24 protein-coding genes are annotated in these 23,495 nt (G+C 62.9%); 16 read left to right on the top strand and 8 right to left on the bottom strand.

The genetic code is table 11. From position 1 onward, the window contains the following. Positions 1 to 29: 29 nt before the first annotated feature. Entirely contained in the window at positions 30 to 1,133 is a 1,104-nt protein-coding gene (locus tag BLV47_RS14730) for a GNAT family N-acetyltransferase/peptidase C39 family protein (RefSeq protein ID WP_092314724.1), read from the top strand. Positions 1,134 to 1,232: 99 nt separating this feature from the next. Here the strand turns inward: BLV47_RS14730 and BLV47_RS14725 are convergent, their stop codons facing one another. From BLV47_RS14725 to lpxO, 3 genes are all read right to left on the bottom strand, one after another. Further along, a complete protein-coding gene (locus BLV47_RS14725; RefSeq protein WP_092314722.1) occupies positions 1,233 to 2,384 on the bottom strand; it encodes a PQQ-dependent sugar dehydrogenase in 1,152 nt (383 codons plus the stop codon). Positions 2,385 to 2,458: 74 nt separating this feature from the next. Continuing rightward, complete coding sequence (locus BLV47_RS14720; protein WP_092314720.1) at positions 2,459 to 2,839, bottom strand: hypothetical protein; 381 nt, start codon at positions 2,837 to 2,839, stop codon at positions 2,459 to 2,461. Positions 2,840 to 3,135: 296 nt separating this feature from the next. Continuing rightward, a complete protein-coding gene (gene lpxO / locus BLV47_RS14715; RefSeq protein WP_092314718.1) occupies positions 3,136 to 4,035 on the bottom strand; it encodes a lipid A hydroxylase LpxO in 900 nt (299 codons plus the stop codon). 290 nt (positions 4,036 to 4,325) lie between these two features. On the opposite strand from lpxO, the gene BLV47_RS14710 reads away from it, so the two are divergent. From BLV47_RS14710 to BLV47_RS14700, 3 genes are all read left to right on the top strand, one after another. Further along, positions 4,326 to 5,129 carry an alpha/beta fold hydrolase gene (locus BLV47_RS14710; protein WP_341865630.1) on the top strand — a complete coding sequence of 268 codons (804 nt, stop codon included), beginning with the start codon at positions 4,326 to 4,328 and terminating at the stop codon, positions 5,127 to 5,129. 249 nt (positions 5,130 to 5,378) lie between these two features. After that, complete coding sequence (locus tag BLV47_RS14705) at positions 5,379 to 6,965, top strand: ABC-F family ATPase (protein WP_016965368.1); 1,587 nt, start codon at positions 5,379 to 5,381, stop codon at positions 6,963 to 6,965. Between the two features lie 254 nt (positions 6,966 to 7,219). After that, the gene (locus BLV47_RS14700; RefSeq protein ID WP_092314714.1) at positions 7,220 to 8,407 is read left to right on the top strand and encodes an MFS transporter; all 1,188 of its coding nucleotides are present in this window, start codon (positions 7,220 to 7,222) and stop codon (positions 8,405 to 8,407) included. Position 8,408: 1 nt separating this feature from the next. Here the strand turns inward: BLV47_RS14700 and BLV47_RS14695 are convergent, their stop codons facing one another. Continuing rightward, positions 8,409 to 9,446, bottom strand: a complete 1,038-nt coding sequence (locus BLV47_RS14695; RefSeq protein ID WP_092314712.1) for an alpha/beta hydrolase family protein — start codon at positions 9,444 to 9,446, stop codon at positions 8,409 to 8,411. A gap of 264 nt (positions 9,447 to 9,710) precedes the next feature. Beyond that, a complete protein-coding gene (locus BLV47_RS14690) occupies positions 9,711 to 10,322 on the bottom strand; it encodes an FMN-dependent NADH-azoreductase (RefSeq protein ID WP_092314710.1) in 612 nt (203 codons plus the stop codon). A 131-nt stretch (positions 10,323 to 10,453) separates the two neighbouring features. Here BLV47_RS14690 and BLV47_RS14685 point away from each other — a divergent pair, with 131 nt between their 5' ends. Together BLV47_RS14685 and BLV47_RS14680 are read left to right on the top strand one after the other, a co-directional pair. Then, a complete protein-coding gene (locus BLV47_RS14685) occupies positions 10,454 to 11,362 on the top strand; it encodes a LysR substrate-binding domain-containing protein (protein ID WP_092314708.1) in 909 nt (302 codons plus the stop codon). After that, on the top strand, positions 11,359 to 11,718 hold the full coding sequence (locus BLV47_RS14680; RefSeq protein WP_244168878.1) for an MmcQ/YjbR family DNA-binding protein: 360 nt from the start codon (positions 11,359 to 11,361) through the stop codon (positions 11,716 to 11,718). The genes BLV47_RS14685 and BLV47_RS14680 overlap by 4 nt, the downstream gene beginning before the upstream one ends. Here the strand turns inward: BLV47_RS14680 and BLV47_RS14675 are convergent. Together BLV47_RS14675 and BLV47_RS14670 are read right to left on the bottom strand one after the other, a co-directional pair. Then, complete coding sequence (locus BLV47_RS14675; protein WP_092314706.1) at positions 11,715 to 12,137, bottom strand: DUF1294 domain-containing protein; 423 nt, start codon at positions 12,135 to 12,137, stop codon at positions 11,715 to 11,717. The two genes, BLV47_RS14680 and BLV47_RS14675, sit on opposite strands and share 4 nt — an antisense overlap. Beyond that, positions 12,134 to 12,964: an undecaprenyl-diphosphate phosphatase gene (locus BLV47_RS14670; RefSeq protein ID WP_092314704.1), complete on the bottom strand. Its 831-nt coding sequence runs from the start codon at positions 12,962 to 12,964 to the stop codon at positions 12,134 to 12,136. Before BLV47_RS14670 ends, BLV47_RS14675 begins: the two co-directional genes overlap by 4 nt. 294 nt (positions 12,965 to 13,258) lie before the next feature. On the opposite strand from BLV47_RS14670, the gene BLV47_RS14665 reads away from it, so the two are divergent. The 9 genes from BLV47_RS14665 to BLV47_RS14625 all read left to right on the top strand — a co-directional run bounded on the left by BLV47_RS14665 (position 13,259) and on the right by BLV47_RS14625 (position 21,352). After that, positions 13,259 to 14,893: a methyl-accepting chemotaxis protein gene (locus BLV47_RS14665; protein ID WP_092317233.1), complete on the top strand. Its 1,635-nt coding sequence runs from the start codon at positions 13,259 to 13,261 to the stop codon at positions 14,891 to 14,893. A gap of 87 nt (positions 14,894 to 14,980) precedes the next feature. Next, a complete protein-coding gene (gene pnuC, locus BLV47_RS14660) occupies positions 14,981 to 15,544 on the top strand; it encodes a nicotinamide riboside transporter PnuC (RefSeq protein ID WP_092314702.1) in 564 nt (187 codons plus the stop codon). Beyond that, positions 15,541 to 16,065 (top strand): AAA family ATPase, encoded by a 525-nt coding sequence (locus BLV47_RS14655; protein WP_092314700.1) that lies wholly within the window; start codon positions 15,541 to 15,543, stop codon positions 16,063 to 16,065. Before pnuC ends, BLV47_RS14655 begins: the two co-directional genes overlap by 4 nt. 329 nt (positions 16,066 to 16,394) lie before the next feature. Further along, the gene (locus BLV47_RS14650; RefSeq protein ID WP_092314698.1) at positions 16,395 to 16,835 is read left to right on the top strand and encodes a hypothetical protein; all 441 of its coding nucleotides are present in this window, start codon (positions 16,395 to 16,397) and stop codon (positions 16,833 to 16,835) included. Between the two features lies 1 nt (position 16,836). Next, entirely contained in the window at positions 16,837 to 17,415 is a 579-nt protein-coding gene (locus BLV47_RS14645) for a hypothetical protein (RefSeq protein WP_060839373.1), read from the top strand. Between the two features lie 63 nt (positions 17,416 to 17,478). Beyond that, the gene (locus BLV47_RS14640; protein ID WP_092314696.1) at positions 17,479 to 18,468 is read left to right on the top strand and encodes a heme utilization protein; all 990 of its coding nucleotides are present in this window, start codon (positions 17,479 to 17,481) and stop codon (positions 18,466 to 18,468) included. 63 nt (positions 18,469 to 18,531) lie between these two features. Next, on the top strand, positions 18,532 to 19,212 hold the full coding sequence (locus BLV47_RS14635; RefSeq protein ID WP_092314694.1) for a C39 family peptidase: 681 nt from the start codon (positions 18,532 to 18,534) through the stop codon (positions 19,210 to 19,212). A gap of 50 nt (positions 19,213 to 19,262) precedes the next feature. Further along, complete coding sequence (locus BLV47_RS14630; protein WP_092314692.1) at positions 19,263 to 20,003, top strand: hypothetical protein; 741 nt, start codon at positions 19,263 to 19,265, stop codon at positions 20,001 to 20,003. A 47-nt stretch (positions 20,004 to 20,050) separates the two neighbouring features. After that, positions 20,051 to 21,352, top strand: coding sequence for a hypothetical protein (locus tag BLV47_RS14625; RefSeq protein WP_092314690.1), 1,302 nt, complete (start codon positions 20,051 to 20,053; stop codon positions 21,350 to 21,352). A 66-nt stretch (positions 21,353 to 21,418) separates the two neighbouring features. Here the strand turns inward: BLV47_RS14625 and BLV47_RS14620 are convergent, their stop codons facing one another. After that, on the bottom strand, positions 21,419 to 22,744 hold the full coding sequence (locus tag BLV47_RS14620) for a sigma-54 dependent transcriptional regulator (RefSeq protein WP_092314688.1): 1,326 nt from the start codon (positions 22,742 to 22,744) through the stop codon (positions 21,419 to 21,421). A 354-nt stretch (positions 22,745 to 23,098) separates the two neighbouring features. Here BLV47_RS14620 and BLV47_RS14615 point away from each other — a divergent pair, with 354 nt between their 5' ends. Continuing rightward, complete coding sequence (locus tag BLV47_RS14615) at positions 23,099 to 23,365, top strand: hypothetical protein (protein ID WP_092314686.1); 267 nt, start codon at positions 23,099 to 23,101, stop codon at positions 23,363 to 23,365. Positions 23,366 to 23,495: the final 130 nt, after the last annotated feature.

The following is a 23,495-nucleotide window of genomic DNA, read 5'->3' as shown; positions in this document are numbered from 1 at the left end:
TTTCGTTACGCAACTTTTACGGCGGTTATATGGATCTTGTCTTTCGCACTGCAACCCCCGACGATCTGCCGGCGCTGGTGGCCCTGGAACAGCAATGTTTCACCAGCGACCGGCTGACCCCGCGCAGCTTCCAGTGGATGATCAACCGCGCCCACGGCCAACTGCTGGTGGCCGAGCATCAGGCGCGGTTGCTGGGCTATGCCCTGGTGCTGTTTCATCGCGGCACCTCCCTGGCGCGCCTGTACTCCATCGCCATTGCCGAGGACGCCCGGGGGCTGGGCCTGGGCAAACGCCTGCTGCAACGGATCGAGGCCTGCGCCCTGGCCCATGACTGCGCCTACCTGCGCCTGGAGGTACGCACCGACAATCCGGCGGCGCTGGCCCTGTACGAACGCCATGGCTACCGGCGCTTTGCCCGGATCCACGACTACTACGAAGACCACGCCGATGCCCTGCGCCTGGAGAAACGCATCCTCCAGCACCGCGAAACCCGCAGCATCCGCGTGCCTTACTACCAGCAGACCACCGACTTCACCTGTGGTCCGGCCTGCCTGTTGATGGCCATGGCCGCCCTGCAAGCCTCGCGCCCCCTGGAACGGCGCGAGGAACTACAGATCTGGCGCGAAGCCACCACGGTATTCATGACCTCGGGCCACGGTGGCTGCAGCCCCCAGGGCCTGGCGCTGGCTGCCTGGCGCCGGGGCTTTGCCGTGCGCCTGCAGGTCAACAGCGCCGGGCCGCTGTTTCTCAATGGCGTGCGTGACGAGCATAAAAAGGACGTCATGCGCCTGGTTCACGACGAGTTCTGCAGGGAACTGGACGCCAGCGAGGTGCAGCAGGTGCTGGGCGGACCGCTGGAGCTGGCCAAGCGCCTCAGTGAAGGCGGCCAGCCCCTGGTGCTGATCAGCAGCTATCGCCTGACCCGTTCCAAGGCCCCCCACTGGGTGATAGTCACCGACTGCGACGACGATTTCGTCTACCTGCACGATCCGGATGTGGACCACAGCCAGCACCGCCAGCCCATGGACTGCCAGCACTTGCCGGTGAGCCACGGCGAGTTCGACAAGATGTGCAGCTTCGGCAGCAGCAAGCTGCGGGCCGCGGTCATCCTCTCCTCGCGCCCCCAGGCGTAGGAGCCGGCTTGCCGGCGAAGCGGTCCTTGAGCCTGGTGCTGTGCTCGCCGACGCTTTCGCTGGCAAGCCAGCTCCTACGGCTGTGGGTGTTGGGGCGGATTACTCCAGGCCGACCTTGTACAGCGCGCCCTGATCCTCGTCGGTGAGGATGTACAGATAACCGTCCGGCCCCTGGCGCACGTCGCGAATCCGCGCCTTGAGGTCCCCCAGCAGACGCTCTTCATGGATGACTCGGTCGCCATCGAATTGCAGGCGGATCAGTTCACGGCCGGCCAGGGCGCCGATGAACAGGTTGTGCTGCCAGGGCTTGAAGCGATCGGCGTCGTAGAACGCCATGCCGCTGATGCCGGGAGACTTGTCCCAGACATGATGCGGGGCCAGGGTGCCCGGGACCGTCTGGCCCGTGGCCTCGGGAATCGGCTGGCCGGAATAGTCGACCCCGTGGGTCGCCAGGGGCCAGCCGTAGTTCTTGCCGCGCTCGATCAGGTTGATCTCGTCGCCGCCCTTGGGTCCGTGCTCGTTCTCCCACAGGGTGCCGCTCCAGGGATTGAGCGTCGCGCCCTGGGGGTTGCGGTGGCCGAAACTCCAAATCTCCGGCCGCACCCCGGGCTGGCCGACAAAGGGGTTGTCGTCCGGCACTCGGCCATCGGCATACAGGCGCACGACCTTGCCCTGGAGCTTGTCCAGGTCCTGGGCGGTGGCCCGGTTGTTGTTCTCCCCCAGGGTGATGAACAGGTAGCCGTCGCGGTCGAACACCAGCCGTGAACCGAAGTGATTGCCGGTGGACAGCTTGGGCTCCTGGCGGAAGATCACCTGGAAGTCCTTGAGCCCGCTCAGGTCATCGCGCAAGCGCCCGCGCCCCACGGCGGTGCCGGCAGTCCCGCCCTCGCCACCGCCCTCGGCGTAGGACAGGTACACCAGGCGGTCTTGTTTGAAGTCCGGCGACAGCGCCACGTCGAGCAAGCCGCCCTGGCCATTGGCCCAAACCTTGGGCACCCCGCTCAACGGAGCCGAAAGCTTACCGTCCGGGCTCACCAGCCGCAGGTTGCCGGGACGTTCGGTGACCAGCATGCCCTGGCGATCGGGCAGGAATGCCAAGGCCCAGGGATGCTGCAGACCTTGCACCACCGGGGTCAGGCTGAGACTGCCCTGCTCACTGGCAAAGGACTGGGGGCTGGCCGCCGCAGCGGGCAAGGCACTGCCCAGCAGAACGCTGGCGCACAAGGTGGCGAAAAGGGTTTGACGCAACATGCTAGCTTCCTTCTATGGCTCAAGAGAATCCCTGGCGAGCCGCACGGCAGCGGTCGCCCATCCGGCAAGACAGCTCAGCGCCGGTTGCTGTTGTCGTTATCGATGTTTCGAGGACTTTGCACCCGCGGGTCGGGGTTTGGCCGCTGCACCCCGCCACGGGGATAGCCATTGCCGATACCGCCGTTCTCCAGGGTCGGCGGCCGGCCAATGGGCGCGGTGCCGGGGCCGCGCAGCGGCGCACCGGCATTTCGGGTGCCCTGCATGCTGTTGGGATTGGCCCGGCGAATGGGGTTGCTGTAGGGGTCGTTGTTGCCGCTGTTGGGCAGGTTTTGCGCCAGTTGCACGGAACCGGGCAGCGCTTTGAAAGGAGGCGTTTCAGGGCTGGCGGCCCAGACAGTGCCGCTGGCCCAAGCCAGCGTGATCAATGCGGCAAAGCCGCGAGCCAGACTGTTCATGACAAGCCTCCTGAGGAGCGACAAGGTATCGAATACGATTCCACGCTACGCCCAGGGTTCGGCTTTGTTAATTAAATAATCCTGCAGAACCTGTAACACCCGATGTCCGCGGCCCGCATGAGGCGCCGCTGTGTCGGGGCCGGCTGGCCGGCGAAGAGGTCGCTGAGCCCGGTATCGCCCGGGCCGGCGCCTTCGCTGGCAAGCCAGCTCCTACACAAGCCTGCGCCTGCACAAGCCAGCCCCTACGCAGGACTGCCTCCAGATGTAGGAGCAGGCCAAGAGGCGGGAGGAGCCAGTCAGATATAGATGAACAGCAGCAGCAAGGCGGCGAAGATCGCCCACTTTTCCAGGTAGTAGCGGGTGCGATTGCGCTTCTTCAGCTCCTTGCCCCGCAGGCGGATCTTGTACAGCTTGTTGAAGGCGCGGTTGAGGCCACCGGTCTTGTCCCCGGCATCGTTGGGCGAACCCGCAGCAGACATCACGGTGCGGCTGAACCAGCCATTGAACGCGGCGGCCCAGCGATACTTCATCGGTCGCTCGACATCGCAGAACAGAATGATGCGGTTCTGTTCGGTGGTGTTTTCCGCGTAGTGGATGTAAGTCTCGTCGAACATCACCGCTTCGCCGTCGCGCCAGTGATAGCGCTCACCGTCCACTTCGATGAAGCAGCCTTCGTTGTTCGGCGTGGACAGCCCCAGGTGATAGCGGTAGGACCCGGCATAGGGGTCGCGGTGGCGCACCAGGCGCGAACCCGGTGGCAGCTCGGCGAACATCGCCGCCTTGATCGAGCCGATGCTCTGCACCAGCTCGGTGGTGCGCGGGCACAGTTTCATCGCCGAAGGGTGGCTGTCGCCGTACCACTTCAGGTAGAAGCGCTTCCAGCCAGTCTTGAAGAACGAGTTGAAACCCACGTCGTTGTACTGGTCCGAGCGCTTGATCTCACCGGCCTGCAACAACTGTTGGCCTTCGGCACGGATCTCTTCCCAGTGTTCCTGCAGCTTGTTCATCTCGGGGAAGTCGGCCGGGTCCAGGTAGGGCCGGTTGGGAAACTTGGAGAACAGATAGAGGAAGCAGTTGATGGGCGCCAGGAAGGTCGAGTGATCGCTGAGTTGGCGTCCCAGTTTATGGCGCACGCGCCCCCGCAGGTGTACGTACGCAATGGATAAAACGTATGCAGCGGCAATGATGAGTTTCACGGAAATCGTCACACGTCAGAAGAGAACATGCTGCGCCCTGCAAGCCCGGTGGGCCAAAGGCAAATGGCAGCGTCTGAGTTGAAAAAAGCGTGATCGGCGAAGGTTTCCATCGCCGATCCGACCCTCGGCATCTGGCCGTCGGCTGGCATTTTAGCCACAGTTTGTAACCAAGGGTTAACTCAAATTTGTGAAAAGCTGCGCGACTTCTGTAGAAAATTGCGGGTATCGCGTGAGGTTTTGACTTAGCTCAACAAAACCCTCTGCAGCCCTCTGGCCTGCCCCTGCGGGCTGTGTCGAGCAGATGGCTGCGCTATGCTGCGCGCCGCCCACTTCCCTTCCACCCCGCAAGGACAGCGCCATTGATCGCCCTCACTGTTTCGCCAACCCTGGTCCTGCTGCCGGGAATGGATGGCACCGGCACCCTGTTCGACCCGCTGCGCCAGGCCCTGGACCCGAGTCTGCCCGTGCAAGTGCTGGATTACCCCGCCGATCAGGTGCTGGACTACTGCGCATTGGTGGAACGGGTATGGCAACAACTGCCGACGGACCGCCCGTTCGTATTGCTGGGCGAGTCGTTTTCCGGCCCGGTGGCGGTGAGCATTGCCGCCCGGCGTCCGGCAGGACTGCTGGGCCTGGTGCTGTGCTGCAGTTTCGTGCGCAACCCACGGCCGGCGCTGGCGCCCCTGGCGCCGCTGCTTGGACTGTTGCCCATGGGGCGCTTGCCTTTCTGGCCGATGGACGCCCTGCTGCTCGGCGGTTTTTCCACGCCATCGCTGCGCCAGGCGCTAGCCGCCGCCATTGCCCAAGTGGCGCCGCGCGTCTTGCAGGCCCGGCTGCAAGCGGTGATCGCAGTGGACGCGAGTCGGGCCCTGAGGGAAACCTCGGTGCCGGTGTCATACCTGCGGGCCTCCCGCGATCGGCTGGTGCCCGCCTCGGCGGCGGCCCTGGTCAGGCAGTTGCGCCCGGATGCGCGCCTGGTGGACATCGACGGTCCCCACTGCCTGCTCCAGGCCGCGCCGCGAGAGGCCGCCGCGCAGCTGCATGCCTTTATCCAAACGCTGATTCCTGCCTGCAACGGGACCGGCGAGCACTGAGCATCGCCCTCCCCGGCTAAATTCCCTACCCGAGCGTCATACAACTGCTCGTTTACATATGCGACAATGCGCACAAATTCCAACACGCACCCCGCACTTTTTGCTCAGCAACCCGGCCCTGGCGCCGGAATGTTGCGCTCGACGTACGCCCGCTGGCTCAGCTCCACACTCAGACCGGCCCGACCTGGAAGGCTCCAGATCGCGCTTTGTGGATTCAAGGTCGGCGCTAAATCACTGGTAGGTAAGTAATTGATCTCCACAGCTAACATCACCATGCAGTTCGGCGCCAAGCCACTGTTCGAGAACGTTTCGGTCAAGTTCAACGGTGGCAACCGTTACGGTCTGATCGGCGCCAACGGTTGCGGCAAGTCGACCTTCATGAAAATCCTCGGCGGCGACCTTGAGCCGTCCGGCGGCCAGGTCATGCTGGAACCCAACGTGCGCCTGGGTAAACTGCGCCAGGACCAGTTCGCCTACGAAGAATTCACCGTGATCGACACCGTGATCATGGGTCACGAGGAGCTGTGGAAGGTCAAGGCCGAGCGCGATCGCATCTACTCGCTGCCGGAAATGACCGAAGAAGACGGCATGGCCGTGGCCGAGCTGGAAACCGAGTTCGCCGAGATGGACGGCTACACCGCCGAATCCCGCGCCGGCGAACTGCTGCTGGGCCTGGGCATTCCCCTGGAACAGCATTTCGGCCCGATGACCGAAGTCGCTCCAGGCTGGAAACTGCGGGTGCTGCTGGCCCAGGCGCTGTTCTCCGATCCGGAAGTGCTGCTGCTGGACGAACCGACCAACCACCTGGACATCAACACCATCCGCTGGCTGGAAAACATCCTCACGGCGCGTAACAGCACCATGATCATCATTTCCCACGACCGGCACTTCCTTAACAGTGTCTGCACCCACATGGCCGACCTGGACTACGGCGAGCTGCGCCTGTTCCCGGGCAACTACGACGAGTACATGATCGCCGCGACCCAGTCCCGCGAGCAGCTGCTGTCGGACAACGCCAAGAAGAAAGCCCAGATCGCCGAACTCCAGACCTTCGTCAGCCGCTTCTCGGCCAACGCCTCGAAAGCCAAGCAGGCCACTTCCCGGGCCAAGCAGATCGACAAGATCCAGCTGGCCGAAGTCAAGCCGTCGAGCCGGGTCAGCCCGTTCATCCGCTTCGAACAGACCAAGAAGCTGCACCGCCAGGCGGTGACCCTGGAGCGCATGTCCAAGGGCTTCGATGGCAAGACCCTGTTCCAGAACTTCAGCTTCACCGTCGAAGCCGGCGAGCGCGTGGCGATCATCGGCCCCAACGGTATCGGCAAGACCACCCTGCTGCGCACCCTGGTGGGCGAGCTGACCCCGGACGCCGGTTCGGTGAAATGGACTGAAAGCGCGGAAATCGGCTACTACGCCCAGGACCACGCCCACGACTTCGAAGACGACGTCAGCCTGTTCGACTGGATGGGCCAGTGGACCCAGGGCGAGCAGATGATCCGTGGCACCCTGGGCCGCATGCTGTTCTCCAACGACGAGATCCTCAAGTCGGTGAAGGTGATCTCCGGTGGTGAGCAAGGTCGCATGCTGTTCGGCAAACTGATCCTGCAAAAGCCCAACGTGCTGGTGATGGACGAACCGACCAACCACCTGGACATGGAATCCATCGAGGCTTTGAACCTGGCCCTGGAAAACTACCCGGGCACCCTGATCTTCGTCAGCCACGACCGTGAGTTCGTCTCGTCCCTGGCCACTCGCATCATCGAGCTGAGCCCGAGCGGCGTGACCGACTTCAGCGGCACCTACGACGACTACCTGCGCAGCCAGGGCGTGATGTTCTAAAGGCAGCGGCAAGCTGTAAGCGGCAAGAAGAAAGCCCCGTCCGGTGTGACGGGGCTTTTTCGTATGCACGCCCCCCTCTCGTAGGAGCTGGCTTGCCGGCGAAAAGGCCCTTGAGTCGGCATTGCCCCTGAGAACGCCTTCGCTGGCAAGCCAGCTCCTACGGGGCGGAGGGGAAAGATCGTTAGCCTGCTTCCTTTTATAATCGCGCCACGCGATGATGCGGATCTCTAACCGCCGCACGCGAACGAGCCTTCATGCCAGCGCCACAAAGCCCCGCTCAAAGCTCCATGGCGATCACCCTGCAGATCGTTGCCATCGTTTTCTATACCTTCATTGCGTTTCTCTGCATCGGCCTGCCGATCGCGGTGCTGCCGGGCTATGTGCATGAGCAGCTGGGTTTCAGTGCACTGATTGCCGGGTTGGTCATCGGCGCCCAGTACCTGGCCACCCTGCTCAGCCGGCCCATGGCCGGGCGCCTGTCGGACACCGTGGGCACCAAGCGTTCGATCATCTACGGCTTGCTGGGGATTTTGCTCAGCGGCCTGCTGACCCTGGGTTCGGTGCTGCTGCAAGACTGGCCGCTGGCGAGCCTGAGCGTGCTGCTGGGGGGACGCCTGCTGCTGGGCGTGGCCCAGGGCCTGATCGGGGTCGGCACCATCAGTTGGTGCATGGGACAGGTGGGCGCGGAGCACACCGCGCGCTCGATTTCCTGGAACGGCATCGCCTCCTATGGCGCCATCGCCATGGGGGCGCCGTTGGGGGTGGCAATGGTCCAGCAGTTCGGGTTCGCCAGCCTGGGGATCGCCCTGTCGCTGTTGGCGGTACTGGCGCTGCTGCTGATCCGCAACAAGCCCTCGGTGCCGGTGATTCGCGGTGAACGCCTGGCCTTCTGGACGGTGTTCGGACGCATTGCCCCGTTCGGGACCAGCCTGTGCCTGGCCTCCATCGGCTACGGCACCCTGACCACCTTTATCACCCTGTTCTACCTGAGTCGTGGCTGGACCGGCGCAGCCTATTGCCTGACGGTGTTCGGGGTGTGCTTCATCTGTGCGCGACTGCTGTTCATCTCCAGCATCAGCCGGGTTGGCGGCTTTGCCGCAGCCATCGCCTGCATGTGCATCGAGACTATTGGGCTGGTCCTGCTCTGGCTGGCGCCGTCCGCTGCCTGGGCGCTGGTGGGCGCCGGACTGGCCGGCTGCGGCCTGTCGCTGGTGTACCCGGCCCTGGGGGTGGAAGCCATCAAGCAAGTGCCCAACAGCAGCCGCGGTGCCGGTCTGAGCGCCTATGCGGTGTTCTTCGATCTGGCCCTGGCGATTGCCGGGCCGCTGATGGGCGCCGTGGCGCTGAACCTGGGGTATGCCTGGATCTTCTTCTGCGCCGCCCTGCTGTCACTCGCCGGCCTGGGCCTGACCCTGCTGCTCAAGCGCCGGGCCGGCGGCTGAGTCACTGGTCGGCGGTCTGCATCCCGGCCCGGCTTGGGCGGCCGAGGGTATGGGCAAAAAAGCGACCGGCTTCGGCAATCAGGTTGCGATGAATGTCTTCGCGATCTACACCGTCGGCGTCGGTGCACAGGGCCGGCATGGCCGCCAACTGCTCGGCGGTGCACGGCGCCATGAACACGAAGTGCCCGGCGCCGGCCAGCAGCTTGAAGTCCGGAGCCACCGGTAGCTTGCGTGCCAGGGCCGCAGCGTTCTTGTCCAGGGCCACCAGTTGGTCGCCATCGCCGCTGTAGAGCAGCACGGGCACATGCACCCCGGCCAGGGTGTGGCGGCCGAACTTCAGGCTCAGGGGCGCCATCAGCATCAGCGCATGCACCCGCGGATCGGCCACTGGCTGCAGATCGTCGCGGTCGACGATCAGCTCGCCCCGGGTATTGCAGGCATCGCGATCATCGGGGCGTTCCTGGCAGTAGCGCCGCAGGCGATCCAGATCGGGTGTGGCGCCGGAGAGGATCAAGGCCGTCTCGCCACCAGCGGAATAGCCAATCACCCCGACCTGGTCGGCATTGACGAAGGGCGACAGCATCGGATCGCCCAGGGTGGCGGTAATGGCTTCGGAAATCTGGATCGGCCGCCCATAGAGATTGCTCAAGGTGCCCAGGCGGCTGTGGTCCTTGGAGTTGTCACCGGGATGAATCACCGCCACCACCACGAAGCCCTTGCGCGCCAGGGAAGTGGCCAGGTCGTGCAGGGCCAGGGGCGTACCGGTGTTGCCGTGGGACAGCATCAGCATGGGAAAGCGACCGATGGCGATCTTGGCATCCCGCGAGGCGGCGATTTTGTAGCCTTCGAGCGCACTGGCGTGCTCGACGCCGGTGGACGGATAAAAGGCGATGGCGCGCATCGGCTGCAGGTCCAGGGGATCGAGAAAGCTCATCTCATGGAAACCAACGCTCCAGTGCGGATGTGGCCCAGGGGCGGCTTGCACCGATATCAGGCTGCCGAGCAGGCAGATCAGTAACACTGCACCAAGACGTTTCATGACACGCCCACCTTTGCCGCTGGATCGAGAAAGCGCTTTGCCTCTGCTATCCCTTGCCGCCAAGGCCTTGCAGCGAGATCGGCCCAGCACTCGGAATGCACAGCGCGCAAGTATCACTGCGCTGATTATCAAACGTGCATAACCTGGGCCAGAAACACTGAAAACCACCAATAAAAAAACTCCGTATCCTGATCACTTCAAACAGTGATCAGAATACAGAGTCTAGTGCCGCCTGCCGTGCAGGAAAGCGTCTTTACACAAGTCTTACGCGGCGGCGAAGAGTTGCTCGCTGATCTGCGCCTGGGCATCGCTGAGGGCTTTGCTGCGCACTTCTTCGCCGTAGGCCAGGCCGTGGGCACGGACGAACTCGATGTCGGTGATGCCGAGGAAACCGAACAGCACCTTGAGGTAATCCTCGTGGGCAACCCCTGTGGCCTGGCCCGCATGCAGGCCGCCGGCGGTGGAAACCACTATCACTTTCTTGCCACCGCACAGGCCTTGCGGGCCGGCTTCGGTGTAGCGGAAAGTCTGGCCGGCCACGGCAATCCGGTCGATCCAGGCCTTGAGCTGGGTGGGAATGGTGAAGTTGTACATTGGCGCGGCGATCACCACGGCATCGGCGGCCTGGAACTCGGCCAGGGCCTGGGCGCTGAGCTGGGCTTCGTGCTGCTGCGCGGCGTCGCGCAGTTCGGCGGCGGTGCCGGCGGCCACCAGGGTGGCGGCGGAGAAGTGGCTGATGGCGTCCCCGGCCAGGTCGCGGTAGGTCACTGTCACGTCAGGCTGGGCGGCTTTCCAGGCCTGGACCACGCTGTGGCTCAGCTGACGGGAGGCCGAGTTGTCACCAAGGATGCTGGAATCGATATGCAAGAGTTTCATCTGGGATCTCCAAGTGAGGACCGCCACTGGGCGATCGGATGTGGGCAATCCTACAGATGAATTCAATAGCTGATTAGCCGGTATAAATGCGATAGTTCGTCCCACCAGCAGGACAATCGAGCCCTCCTCTCATGCAAGACCTCAACGATCTGTATTACTTCGCCAAGGTGGTGGAAGCCGGTGGCTTCGCCGCTGCCGGGCGTGTGCTGGGCATCCCCAAGTCGCGGCTGTCGCGGCGCATCGCCGAACTCGAAGAGCGGCTCAAGGCCCGCTTGCTGCAACGCACCACCCGCCAGCTCAAGCTCACCGCCGTGGGCGAGCGTTACTTGCGCCATTGCCAGGCGATGTTGCTGGAAGCGGAAATGGCCGACGAAGCCGTGGCCAGCATGGCCAGCGAACCCCGAGGACGCCTGCGGGTGTCGAGTCCGGTGGGGCTGGCCCATGAGTTGCTGACACCGCTGGTCAGCAGCTACCTGCAGAAATACCCCCAGGTGCAGCTGGAGATGCTCTTGCTCAACCGCCGTGTCGACCTAGTGACCGAAGGCATCGACGTGGCCCTGCGAGTGCGTGAGCACGGTGACGAAGATCCGCTACTGGTGACCCGTCGCCTGCGCCGCGCGCAAACCGCAATAGTCGCCAGTCCCGACTTCCTCAAGGAGCACCCGGTGCAGCATCCGCAAGACCTGCGGCAGGTGCCTATCCTCGGCGCCCTGGAGGCCGATCGGCTGGTGCACCTGCGGCTGCTGGACCAACAGGGCAACACCTGCGACCTGGCCCTGGAAGCGCGCCTGGGCAACGACGACTTCATCATGCGGCGCGCCTGTGCCCTCGCCGGCCTGGGCTGCACTGTCCTGCCGATGCTGTATTGCGAGGCCGAACTGGCCAGCGGCCAACTGGTGCAGATGCTGCCGCAATGGTCATTGCCTGGCGGCTGGCTGCAGGCGGTGTATCCTCACCGCCGCGGTGTATTGCCGGCCGTGCGGGCCTGGATCGAGCACCTGAGCGAATCCTTCGAAGGCTGTGGAGAAAGACTGCTGTGAATGACGCAATCCTCACTGAACAACAAGTGGCGCAATTCTGCCTGGACCTGCCCGGAGCGCGAGAGGACTACAAATGGGGCGGTGTGCGCGTGTTCTCGATTGCCGGCAGCAAGATGTTCGCCCTGCAGAACCTGCGGGGCAGCTCCCTGGCCTTCAAGGTCGACCAGGAGCTGTTTCTCGGCCATGTCGACCGTCCGGGCATTGCCCCGGCGCCCTATCTGGCGCGGGCGCACTGGATCATCATGCAGACGCCCTACCCCCTGGGTGCCGAGGAACTCCGGGCCCTGCTGCAACGCTCCCATCAACTGGTGGTGGGCAAGTTGCCCAAGCGGGCGCAGGTCGGGCTGCTGCTCTAGAACAGGCTCAGCAGGCTGTTTTCCAGGAACAGCCGGTCGATCCAGTAGACCTGATGCAAGGCCACGATCAGCCAGAACAAGGTCTGATAGGACAGCTTGCGGGTCTTGTGCCGCAACAGTTGCTGGGCCAGCAGGGCCCCAGGCCAGCCGCCGGCCAGTTCCAGGGCATGCAGCACATTCTCCGGAATCCGCCGGCCCTCGGCCCGGGCCTGACGCTTGTCGTGCCAGTAACACAGGAACGTCAGCAGGCTGACCGCGCCGTAGGCCACCAGGGGCACGATCGAGATGCCACGCCACCACAGGGACAACGAACCGGACAACGGCAAGGCGCACAGCAGGACCAGCACCAGCAGCTTGAACCTCAGGTGGCGGATGCGCGCAGCGCCGCCCCGATGCGCTGCGCGGCCGGAGCTCTTCACGACTTGACCGCCGTCCAGTCGACCCAGCCGAACTGCCAGGTCGCCAGGATCAGCAGGCCGAAGGCGACGCGGTACCAGGCGAACGCCGCATAGCTGTGGCTGGCAATGAACTTCAGCAGCCCCTTGACCGCGATCATGGCAAAGATGAAGGCGGTAACGAAGCCGATGGCGAACACCGGAAAGTCGTCGGGCTGGAACAGGTGCCGGTACTTGTAGCCCGAATACACCGCGGCCCCGACCATGGTGGGCATGGCCAGGAAGAACGAAAACTCGGTAGCGGTCTTGCGCGACAGGCCGAACAGCAGGCCGCCGATGATGGTCGAGCCAGAGCGCGAAGTCCCGGGGATCATCGCCAGGCACTGGGCACAGCCGACTTTCAGTGCGTCCTTCCAGGTGATCTCGTCCACGCTTTCGGCGTGCACCCGATGCTCGCGCCGCTCGGCCCAGAGCATGATGATCCCGCCGATCACCAGGGCCGTGGCCACGGTGATGGGATTGAACAGATAGGCGTGGATCAGGTCGGCGAAGATCACCCCCAGCACCACCGCCGGGAAGAAGGCGATCAGCAGGTTGACCGTGAAGCGCTGGGCCTTGGGCTGGCTCGGCAAGCCGATCACTACCTCCAGGATCTTGCGCCGGAACTCCCAGACCACGGCCAGGATCGCGCCCAGCTGAATGATGATGTTGAAGGCCATCGCCCGCTCGCCACCAAAGTCGAGCAGGTCAGCGACAATAATCTGGTGTCCGGTACTGCTGATGGGCAAGAACTCGGTCAGCCCTTCGACAATCCCGAGTATCAATGCCTGTGCGGCGCTCCAAAGATCCATCAATCCCCCATAAGGCAATGCTCCAGGCATGCCTCTTTTTTAAGTAGTCGATTCAAGCAATGCGCTCGGCGCAGGTGAAATTTTCCCGGCCGCAAGTTCAACACAAGCCCATGAAAATTCTGTGAAAAAGGCAGAAAGGTTCAGGTTTTGCGCGAAGACGCCGAAATCCTAGCAGACAGGCGCAAAATACACCGCGATGTTATTGGACTTCCGTAGGGTAGGCGCTCGAAGGCTGGCGTGCTTGGATGCTCACGGCCTTTCATGACAAGTACAAGAACCAGGAGTGACCGGATGATGAATAGCTTGCGCAAGATGTCCATCAGTCAGCGTTTGTGGCTGATCCTGATCGTGGCGGTGCTGACCCTGGTGACCCTGGGCGTGATGATGCTCGGGCAGATTCACGGTGACCTGTACCGGGCCAAGGCGCAGAAAACCCAGCATGTGGTACAGACCGCCGCCGGGGTGCTCAATTATTACCAGGGCCTGGAGGCCGCCGGCAGCCTGAGCCGCGAACAGGCACAGCAACAGGCGCTGCAAGCCATCCGCGGCTTGCGCTACAACCAGAACGACTACTTCTGGATCAACGACCTGACGCCGGTGATGATCATGCACCCGGCCAACCCCAAGCTCGACGGACAGAACCTGGCGGCGGTCAAGGATCCGGACGGCTTCGAGGTGTTCAACGAAATGGTCGCCCTGGCCAAGTCCAAGGGCGCCGGCATGGTGGATTACCGCTGGCCCAAGCCCGGGGCCGAGCAGCCAGTGCAGAAGACTTCCTATATACAGCTGTTCCAGCCCTGGGGCTGGATCATCGGTTCCGGGGTGTACATCGACGACCTGCAGCAGGAGTTCTATGCCCAGGTCCTGCAGGCCTCTTCCATTGGCCTGGTGATCGCCCTGTTGATGACCGTCCTGGTGGTGCTGATCGCGCGCAGCATCGTCAGCCCGCTGCGCGAGACGGTGCATGCCATGGCCAACATCGCCAGCGGTGAAAGCGACTTGACCCGGAGCCTGGATACCCACGGCCAGGACGAGGTCACCGAGCTGGCCCGGCACTTCAATGGCTTCACCGCCAAGCTGCGCGGGGTGGTCACCCAGTTGCAGTCCAGCGCTGCGGCCCTGGAGCAGTCATCCAGCGAACTGGGCAGCAACGCCAGCGAGGCCCAGGAACGCAGTCAGCAGCAGTCCCAGCAGATGGAGCAGGTGGCCGCGGCCATCAGCCAGGTCACCAGCGGCGTGCAGGATGTGGCCAGGAACGCCGAGCACGCGGCCAGCGAAGTGCGCGAAGCCGAAGCCCAGGCCCAGCAGGGCCAGCTGAACATCGACGGCAGCCTGCAACAGATCGATCAGTTATCCGCGACCATTGACCAGGCCGTGGAAGTGATCCGTACCCTGGCGACGGAAAGCACCCAGATCGGCACCGTGCTGGAGGTGATCCGCTCGATTGCCGAGCAGACCAACCTGCTGGCCCTGAATGCCGCCATCGAAGCCGCCCGGGCCGGGGAACAGGGCCGGGGGTTTGCCGTGGTGGCCGACGAAGTGCGCCTGCTGGCGCAGCGCACCCAGCAGTCCACCGCGGAAATCCAGGGCATGATCGAACGCCTGCAGAGTCACTCCGAGGCCGCGGTCAGGGTCATCGGCGACAGCAGCCGGGCCTCGCAGTCGACCATCGAGCAGGCCGGGCTGGCCGGCACCAGCCTCAACGCCATCGGCCAGGCGCTGCGCACCCTCAACGGCCTGAATGCCTCGATCGCCAGCGCCACCCTGCAACAGGCCCATGTGGTGGAGGACATCAACCACAACGTCGGGCAGGCGGCGGGCCTGTCCCAGGGCACGGCACTGGCCGCCCAGCACTCCAGCGCCGCCAGCCGGCACCTCAAGGAACTCTCGGAGCAGCTCAACGGCCTGCTGCGCCAGTTCCGCGTCTAGTCACCACGGGCGCGCGGCTCCGGGCTAACGTCCGGGGCCGAGTCTGGGTACAATCCGCCCCCTCCTCCACTTCCCCAAGGAACCGCCATGTCCGGGCTTGAACTGTTTGCCGCTGCGCTAGGCGTGATCGCCGTCTGGCTGACGGTCAAGCAGAACCCCTGGTGCTGGCCCATCGGCCTGGTCATGGTGCTGCTCTACAGCTGGATCTTCTACGAGGTCAAACTCTATTCCGACATGCTCCTGCAGGTGGTCTACGCGGTGCTGCAGCTCTATGGCTGGTGGCAGTGGACCCGGGGTGGCGATCAGCATCAGGGGCGCCCGGTCAGCCAGTTGCAGACCGTCGGCCTGCTCCAGGGCCTGGCCCTTGGCGCGCTGGGCAGCCTGTTGCTGGGGGCGGCCATGGCCCATTGGACCGATGCCGCGCAACCCTGGCTCGATGCCGCCCTGACCGCCTTCAGCCTGGTGGCGCAGTGGTGGATGGCGCAGAAACGCGTGCAATGCTGGCCATTGTGGATCGCCGTGGACGTGATCTTCGTCGGCCTGTTCGTCTACAAGGCGCTGTACCTGACCGCCGCCCTCTACGCCCTGTTCACCCTGCTGGCGGTCCAGGGCTGGCGCTCCTGGCGCGCCGACCCGGCCCTGCAATCGTGAAGGTGCTGGTCCTCACCGGCCCCGAGTCCAGCGGCAAGAGCTGGCTGGCGGCCGAGTTGCAAGCGCATTTTGGCGGCATCCAGGTGGGCGAGTACGTGCGCCACTTCATCGAACAGGAACGCCGCGACACCTGCCTGGCGGACATCCCCGCGATTGCCCGTGGCCAATTGGCCTGGGAGGATCAGGCGCGCTCGCAGCAGCCGGCCCTGCTGATCCTCGATACACACCTGCTGAGCAACCTGCTGTGGAGCCAGACCCTGTTCGGCGATTGCCCGGCCTGGCTGGAGCCGCAATTGCTGTCCCGCCACTACGACCTGCATCTGCTGCTATCGCCGGAGGATGTCGACTGGAGCGATGACGGTCAGCGCTGCCAGCCACAACTGGCGCAGCGCCTGGCCTTCTTTGCCGCCACCCGGCAGTGGCTGGAACGCCATGGGCAAGACTATCGGATCATTCGCGGGGATTGGCAGGCGCGCCGGCAACAGGCCTTCGCCCAGGTCCGGCAGCTGCTGCAGGACTGATCCTGCAACAGTGGCCGGGCGCCAGAGTGTCCATTTCTGAAACACTCCCCGGCAGATCAGGCCGCCAATTACGGGGCCTGCGTCGCGCGCCGGGAAAACTGTTAAGTCACTGATACACCCCCGCAGCAACCCCTGTTCCAGAGCATTTGCAAGGCTATGGCTAGTGGCCGCTATGGCGAACTGTCTCAAGCATGAAACAGTCAGGCGGGCAATTTCCGGGGGATTTTCCCAAGTCCTTGAATCTGCAAGACAAATCAAAAGCGGCACGGCTTCTGCTCTCTCCCTGTCAACGCTGACTAGGGCCAGCACCGAGAAGAAGGAATGCCGCCGTGGGGACTCTGAAGCAACGTTTCACCCGCCTACTGTTGATCGGCTGTGCCGTCAGCGCGGTCAGCCTCTCGGTCCTGGCGGCAGGCAATGGCCAGATCGTTCTGCAACGCCAGGTACACCCGACCCCCGCCGGTCGTCCGCTGAATCTGGATCCCAACCCGACCACGGTCAACGCCAACCCGTCGGGACAGGTCACCGGCACACTCAACAACGAAATGAGCGACAGCGAGTTCGCCGGGATCAACAGCGGCTCGCTGGTTCGCGGCGTCGTAATGCCCAGTGGCAGCGGGGTCGCCGGCCTCAACGTGGTGACCAACCCCAACGGCCTGCCCGGCATGAGCGCTGGCCACGGTGGCGGCTCCGGGTCGTCGATCTCCGGGTCGATCAACCGCTCCATCAATTCCGGCATGGCGCCGTTGAGCAACATCGGAGGCCGCTGAAATGAAGCGCTCACTGCTGTTTATCGCCCTGCTGGCCTGCACTTCAGCCATGGCCGATAGCGCCACCCAGGTCCAGGACACCGCGACCCTGAACAATTCCGGCTCGGGCTACACCGGCAACCTCAACATCAACCAGGCCGCCGGCGACCAGCAACAGCAGACCAACGTGCGGGCCATCGCCATCGGCACCAATGCCAAGGCCAGCACCAGCGTGACCCAGAAGATCACCACGCCAGCCGACCGCTCGGTCAATGCCAGCAGCACCATCGGCGGCCACTCGTTCAGCAACGGCAACGGCGCACTGGGTGTCAACCAGTCGTCCGGGGCCAACAACCAGATGGTCAATGCCTTGCGGATCAGCATCAGTGCCAATCCGCAAAGCATCGACGACAGCGCGCTCTCCCAGCAGAACGTCGCGCTGTTACCAAGCTCGGGAGCATCTGACCCTCAGCAAGGCAGCCGCCAGGTCGTTACCAGCGACCAGGCCTTCACCGGCAGCCGTGGGGTGATTCAGGTGAACCAGAGTGCCGGGGTGGGGAACCGCATGGCTAACACCCTGAGCATCCGGGTCGCCGATTGACCCGTCGTAGTGCGATTAGAAAGTACCAACACTTAACCAACTAATAAGCACCGGAGAAACACCATGAAACCTACAATGGCTCTCAAACCACTGGTTTTCGCACTGGCCGCTGTCATGGCAATGGCAGCTCAGGCAGGTGGTAACGAACATGGTAACAACGGCGGTCATGGCCACGGCCATGGCGATCACAACCAAGGTCCGGATCTCAACACTCTGCTGCAAATCACCGCTGGGGCCGGTGCTGCAGTGATCGACGTGCAGAACAGCAACACCAACGTGGTGAAAAATCAGGGCACCAACAACAACGCCAAGATGGACAACTCCCTGAACAGCTCCAACGGCAACATGGGCGCCAACGTCGCCGCCGGCGACGGCAACCAACAAGACAACGCCGCTGCCCTGGCAACCGCTGACGAAAGCTTCATCTTCGGCAGCGCCGTGGCCGCTTCCAGCGCCACCCAGGTCAACAACAACAACTACGTGAAAAACTCGTCGACCCAAAACAACGCTTCGATGAACAACTCCGGCAACAACGGCTCCGGCAACATCGGCGTCAACGTCACCGCCGGCGACTTCAACCAACAGAAAAACAACCTGGCCATTGCTGTGTCCGGTGGTCGCGTAGCCACCGCCGCCGCCTCGGCCAACCAAACCTCCACCAACCTGGTGGTGGATAACAAAGGTGTCCAAGCCTACAAAAAAGACACCCTCACTGGCGGCTTCGTGGCCTCCGGCACCTACAAAGGCACCGGCAGCGGCAAGATCGAAGGCGGCGACGATCACAGCGGCCATGGCTATGGCGACAACAAAGGCCACGGCAACGACGATCAAAAACTCACCTTCAAGGAACAAGGCACCATCGAACTGGCTGGCTTCTGGACCCAGCAAGTGCTGACCAAAGACGGCTGGAAAAACCCAGTGGTCAACAACGCCAGCATGACCAACTCGATGAACGGCTTCTCCGGCAACGGCGGCGCCAACGTCTCGGCTGGTGTGGGCAACCAACAAAGCAACTCGCTGTCCATCGCCGCCGGCTGCAAAGCCTGCATGTAGTAGCGATCGTAACGAAAGCCCCGGAAACGGGGCTTTTCCACAGTCTCACCAGGCGTAACGATCATGCGTACTGCGATCATCATTCTACTGTTGAGCCTATGCGGCCCCGTGTACTCCGCGCAGATGGCCGTGGCCGGGCTCGCGGGCGGCGGCCTGATCTTCAAGCAAGTGCAGAGCGTGCGTGAGCGCAAATTCAGCGACATCGTCGAACAGAAGACCGACTTCAGCTGCGGTGCCGCAGCGCTGGCAACCATCCTGCGCCAGGCCTACTGGCTGGACGTCAACGAGGAACAAGTGATCAAGGGCATGCTGATGAATTCGGACCAGAAGCTGGTCCAGACTCAGGGCTTCTCGATGCTTGACATGAAACGCTATGCGGAAAGCATCGGCATGCGCGCCAGGGGCTACCGGATTCCTCCGGAAAAGCTCGAGGCAGTGACCATCCCGGTGATCGTATTGATGGAAATTCGCGGCTACAAACACTTCGTGGTGATGCAGCGGGCCCAGAAAGACTGGGTCTACATCGGTGATCCGGTACTGGGTCACAAACGCTACACCCATGAAGACTTCGTCAAGGGCTGGAACGGCATCGTCTTTGCCATCATCGGCCCGGGCTATGACAAGACCAATGCCTTGCTCGACCCGCCCGCCCCGCTGACCGCGAAAAACAAGCTCGATACTTTCTATCCAGTCAAAGACGCGGAACTGATGGATTTCGGTTTCATCCAGAGCGACTTCTTCTAAAAGGAGCGCGCCACGCTAAAACGGGGGGCAGGACGCTCCGGGAGCAGCAGATGAAGACTACATACTGGCTGGCTGCGGCCTGTCTGGCAGCAGCGCTTCCAGCCCATGCTGGTTTCAAGCCCATCGAAGTGCAGGACCAGGAACTCTCGCAAATGCGCGGGCGTTATGTAATGCCGGGACGCATCATCAGTTTCGGCATCGTCATGAGCAGTACCTGGCGCAACGCCAGCGGCGACCTGATCGGCGCCACCAGTACCCTGCAGATTCAGCAGTCCACCGTCACCCCGCAGTTCTACGTCACCACCATCAACCAGGCCGGTAACGGCAGCACTCCTGCCCAAGGCAGCGGCAACGTGATCGGTGGCTCCGGCCTGGGTACCGGCCAGGGCGTGACCCAGGTGGTGCGTGCCGCCGGCGACGGCAACAGCGCCTACAACAACGTCAGCATCAATGTCAGCGAGGCCAACCAGGCGCCCGGCCTGAGCAGCAACCCTGGCCAGGCCCTGCTCAGCGGCCAGACCATCACCGGCAGCAATGCCGCCGGCAGCGTCTCGGTGTCGGCGATCAACGGCGGGATCCAGATGGCCATTCTGGCCAGCGCCAATCAGGGCGGAACCTTGCAGCAGGTGGGCCAGGGCAACGTCCTGCAGAACACCCGGCTGCTAGGCAACAGCAACCTGGTCAGCAACCTGACCCAGCTCAACATAGTCCTGCAAAACAACGGCCCCAGCAAAGGGGCACTGGACTGCAACCTGACCACCCTAAACGGACTACGCAATCTGAAATTTTGAACTACGCTTTTTTCGACCATTGGGGTTCACAAGGGACGGTTTATTTCATGTATCGATCGGTTTCACTGCGCGCAGTTGTATGTTTGAGCACTCTATTTCCGGCGGCGGCCTTGCAGGCGGCGCCTGATGCGGACGTAGAGACCCTGAAACAGGAACTTCTGGAGCTGAAGCAACGTTACGAAGTGCAGCAGAAGGCGCTGGCAGTATTGGAACAAAGGGTACGCCAAGTCGAAGACCAACCCGCGGCGCCGCCGCCCAAGCGCCTGGCCAAATCACCCGCCGACCTCAAGGGCAACCAGCAGGTGGCTGGCAGAGGCGCCGCAGCAGCGTCAGGGGGCGCAGCGGGGGGCGCGAGCTATGGCCAGTCACTCAAGGATGACTCGACGCCGGCGCAGAGCGTGACCAACCTCTACGACGAGGCCAGCGGCTTCTTCGGCGGAGGCAAGTTCAGCGTTGAAACGGGCCTCAGCTACGCCCGCTACGACACCCGCCAGCTGACCCTCAACGGTTTTCTGGCACTGGACTCGATCCTGCTGGGCACCGTCAACCTGGACCGGATCAAGTCCGACACCTGGACCCTCGACCTGACCGCCCGCTACAACCTGGACAACCGCTGGCAATTCGATATAAACGCGCCGGTTGTCTATCGCGAATCGACTTACCAGTCGGGCGGCGCCAACGGCGGCAGCAGCCAATCCATCTCGGAAAGCACCGTCACTCGCGATCCGACCCTGGGTGACGTCAACGTCGGGGTGGCCTACAAGTTCCTCGACGAGTCCGACTCCCTGCCCGACGCCGTGGTCAGCCTGCGGGTCAAGGCGCCCACCGGCAAGGACCCTTTCGGCATCAAGTTCACCAATCCGGACCCTGGCAACAACAACCTGGTCGTGCCTGAAAGCCTGCCGACCGGTAATGGTGTCTGGTCGGTGACCCCCGGGATCTCGCTGGTCAAGACCTTCGACCCGGCGGTGCTGTTCGGTAGCCTGTCCTACACCCACAACCTGGAAGAATCGTTCGGCGACATCAGCTCCAATGCCGGGCAGAAGATCCCCGGCAAGGTGCAATTGGGCGACAGCTTCCAGATTGGCGCCGGTGTAGCCTTCGCTCTCAACGAAAAGATGAGCATGGCGTTCTCGGTGTCGGATCAGATCCAGAAGAAGAGCAAGATCAAGTACACCGGCCAGGACTGGCAAACGGTGCAATCGAGCGACGCCAACGCCGCCTACTTCAACGTCGGCATGACCATTGCCGCCACCGAGCACCTGACCGTCGTGCCCAACCTGTCCCTGGGCATGACCCAGGACGCACCGGACTTCACCTTCAGCCTGAAATTCCCCTACTACTTCTGATCCACCCGCTAACAACCAAGGCCCGCCGCGATTGTCCGATCGCTGCGGGCCTTGGCGTTTTTCGCCCTAGCGGATCTGATGCTTGTGCAGCAAACGGTAGAAGGTCGGGCGCGAGATACCCAGCACCCGGGCCGCAACGCTGAGGTTGTCGCCGTGCCGGTTGAGCACATCGCACAGGGCCTCGCGTTCGGCGCGGTGCTTGTAGTCCTCCAGGGTGCCCATGGGCAGATCCTGGGCCTGAAGGCTCTGCAGCCCCAGATCACTGGCCTGAATCTGCCGTCCCTCGGCCAGCACCAGGCCCCGGCGCACCCGGTTGGCCAGTTCACGGACATTGCCCGGCCAATCGTGCTTGCCCATGGCCACCAGGGCGTCCTCGCTGAAACTGCGGGGTCGGCGGCCGGTTTCCTGACTGTAGAAATGGGCAAAGTGACTGGCGAGCATGCCCAGATCGCCATGACGCTCGCGCAAGGGCGCGGTGATCACCTGCAACACATTCAGCCGGTAGTACAGGTCTTCACGGAAACGGCCAGCGGTGATGGCCGCCTCCAGATCGACGTGGGTCGCCGCCAGGACTCGCACATCCACCGGAATCGGCTGGCTGCCACCGACCCGCTCGATGTGTTTTTCCTGCAGAAAGCGCAACAGGTTGGCTTGCAGCTCCAGTGGCAAGTCACCGATCTCATCGAGAAACAAGGTGCCGCCATGGGCGGCCTCGATCCGTCCGACCTTGCGTTGATGGGCCCCGGTAAAGGCTCCCTTTTCATGACCGAAGAGCTCGGACTGGATCAGATGCTCGGGAATCGCCCCGCAGTTGATCGCCACAAAGGGCTTGTCATGCCGCTGGGACTGGCGATGCAGGGTGCGCGCCACCAGCTCCTTGCCGGTGCCGCTCTCGCCACGGATCAGCACCGGCGACTCGGTGGGCGCGAGCTTGCTCAATAACTTGCGCAAGTCGCGGATCGTCCGGCTGTCCCCGAGCAATTCGTGCTCGGGCTGATCCACATGAATCGAGCCCTGGCCGCGCAGGCGAGCCATGCCAAAGGCCCGGCCCAGGGTGACCTGAACCCGGGATACGTCGAACGGTAGCGTATGGAAATCGAAAAACCATTCGCAGACGAAGTCACCGACCTTCTGCAGGCGCAGCACTTCAGGACTCAACACCGCAATCCACTCGGTGCCGCTATGGCTGATCAGCTCCTTGACCGCCTCCGCGCGCTCCAGATGACAGGGCTGCAAGCGCAACAGGCCAACATCGCAGGAACGCTCGCGGGCCGCTTCCAGGTCACAGCTGTCGACATCCCACCCTATGGTGCGCAATCCGGGTAACAGGCGATGGCAATCGTCACAAGGATCGACCACCAGCAAGCGACGCTGCACAGGAGCTTCGAGCATGAGCATTCCTTGACGCCAAAAGTTCGAAAAAGTTATTAGAAACAGTGGTTTGGGAAACCTGGCTGTAACATTAGCAAGAACTTGACGAGCAAATGTATCGATTGCTTATAGCCTTGATTACCAAAAGAACTAAGACGTCGGCGAACTGGCTCTGCGAGCGACTGATTGTTGCAGTAGTTTTTTAAAAGCGCCGCAACTAATGGCCCGCACACAAGCGTGCAGCACGAAAGTTGTAAAAACTTGTTTTTCCGTGTGACCCGATCCCCACCTCAGTGCATCAGTACACATAACCAGCCGAACGGTAAGCCCAACCGACGGCACATCATCTGATTGGGCACACTGAGAGAAGACCCCATGAACGCCCCGCTCCGTAGAAACGAAGCACTGTTGATCGCCGACCGCGCATTCAAGCCTTTTCAATGCGTGGCCTGGGCCCCACAGGACGGGAACGGCGAACTGAGCCTGACCGTCGTCGACCGTACCAGCACCCGTATCGGCCAGACCCGCATCCCCACCAGCGCCTACTCCGATCCGGCCCAGCTCGAAGACCTGCTCAAGCAGGCCCGGGCTGAACTGAGCCAGGAAGGTTATATCTTGCAGTCCTGGGCCATGCCCAAGTAAGCGGTGCTGTTAACGGATCACCCCAAGGGGTGATCCGTTATTCAAGACAAACAACTAAGCACGCTATCTATCTCTCCCTCCTCGACAACTTACGCGCTCAGCCGCTGGTTGTTTCTGCTGTTATGAACAG

It is taken from the genome of Pseudomonas saponiphila (genome assembly GCF_900105185.1).
Lineage (GTDB): Bacteria > Pseudomonadota > Gammaproteobacteria > Pseudomonadales > Pseudomonadaceae > Aquipseudomonas > Aquipseudomonas saponiphila.
The sequence above is the reverse complement of the archived record's forward strand: the minus strand, read 5'-3'. Positions and strand labels throughout refer to the sequence as shown.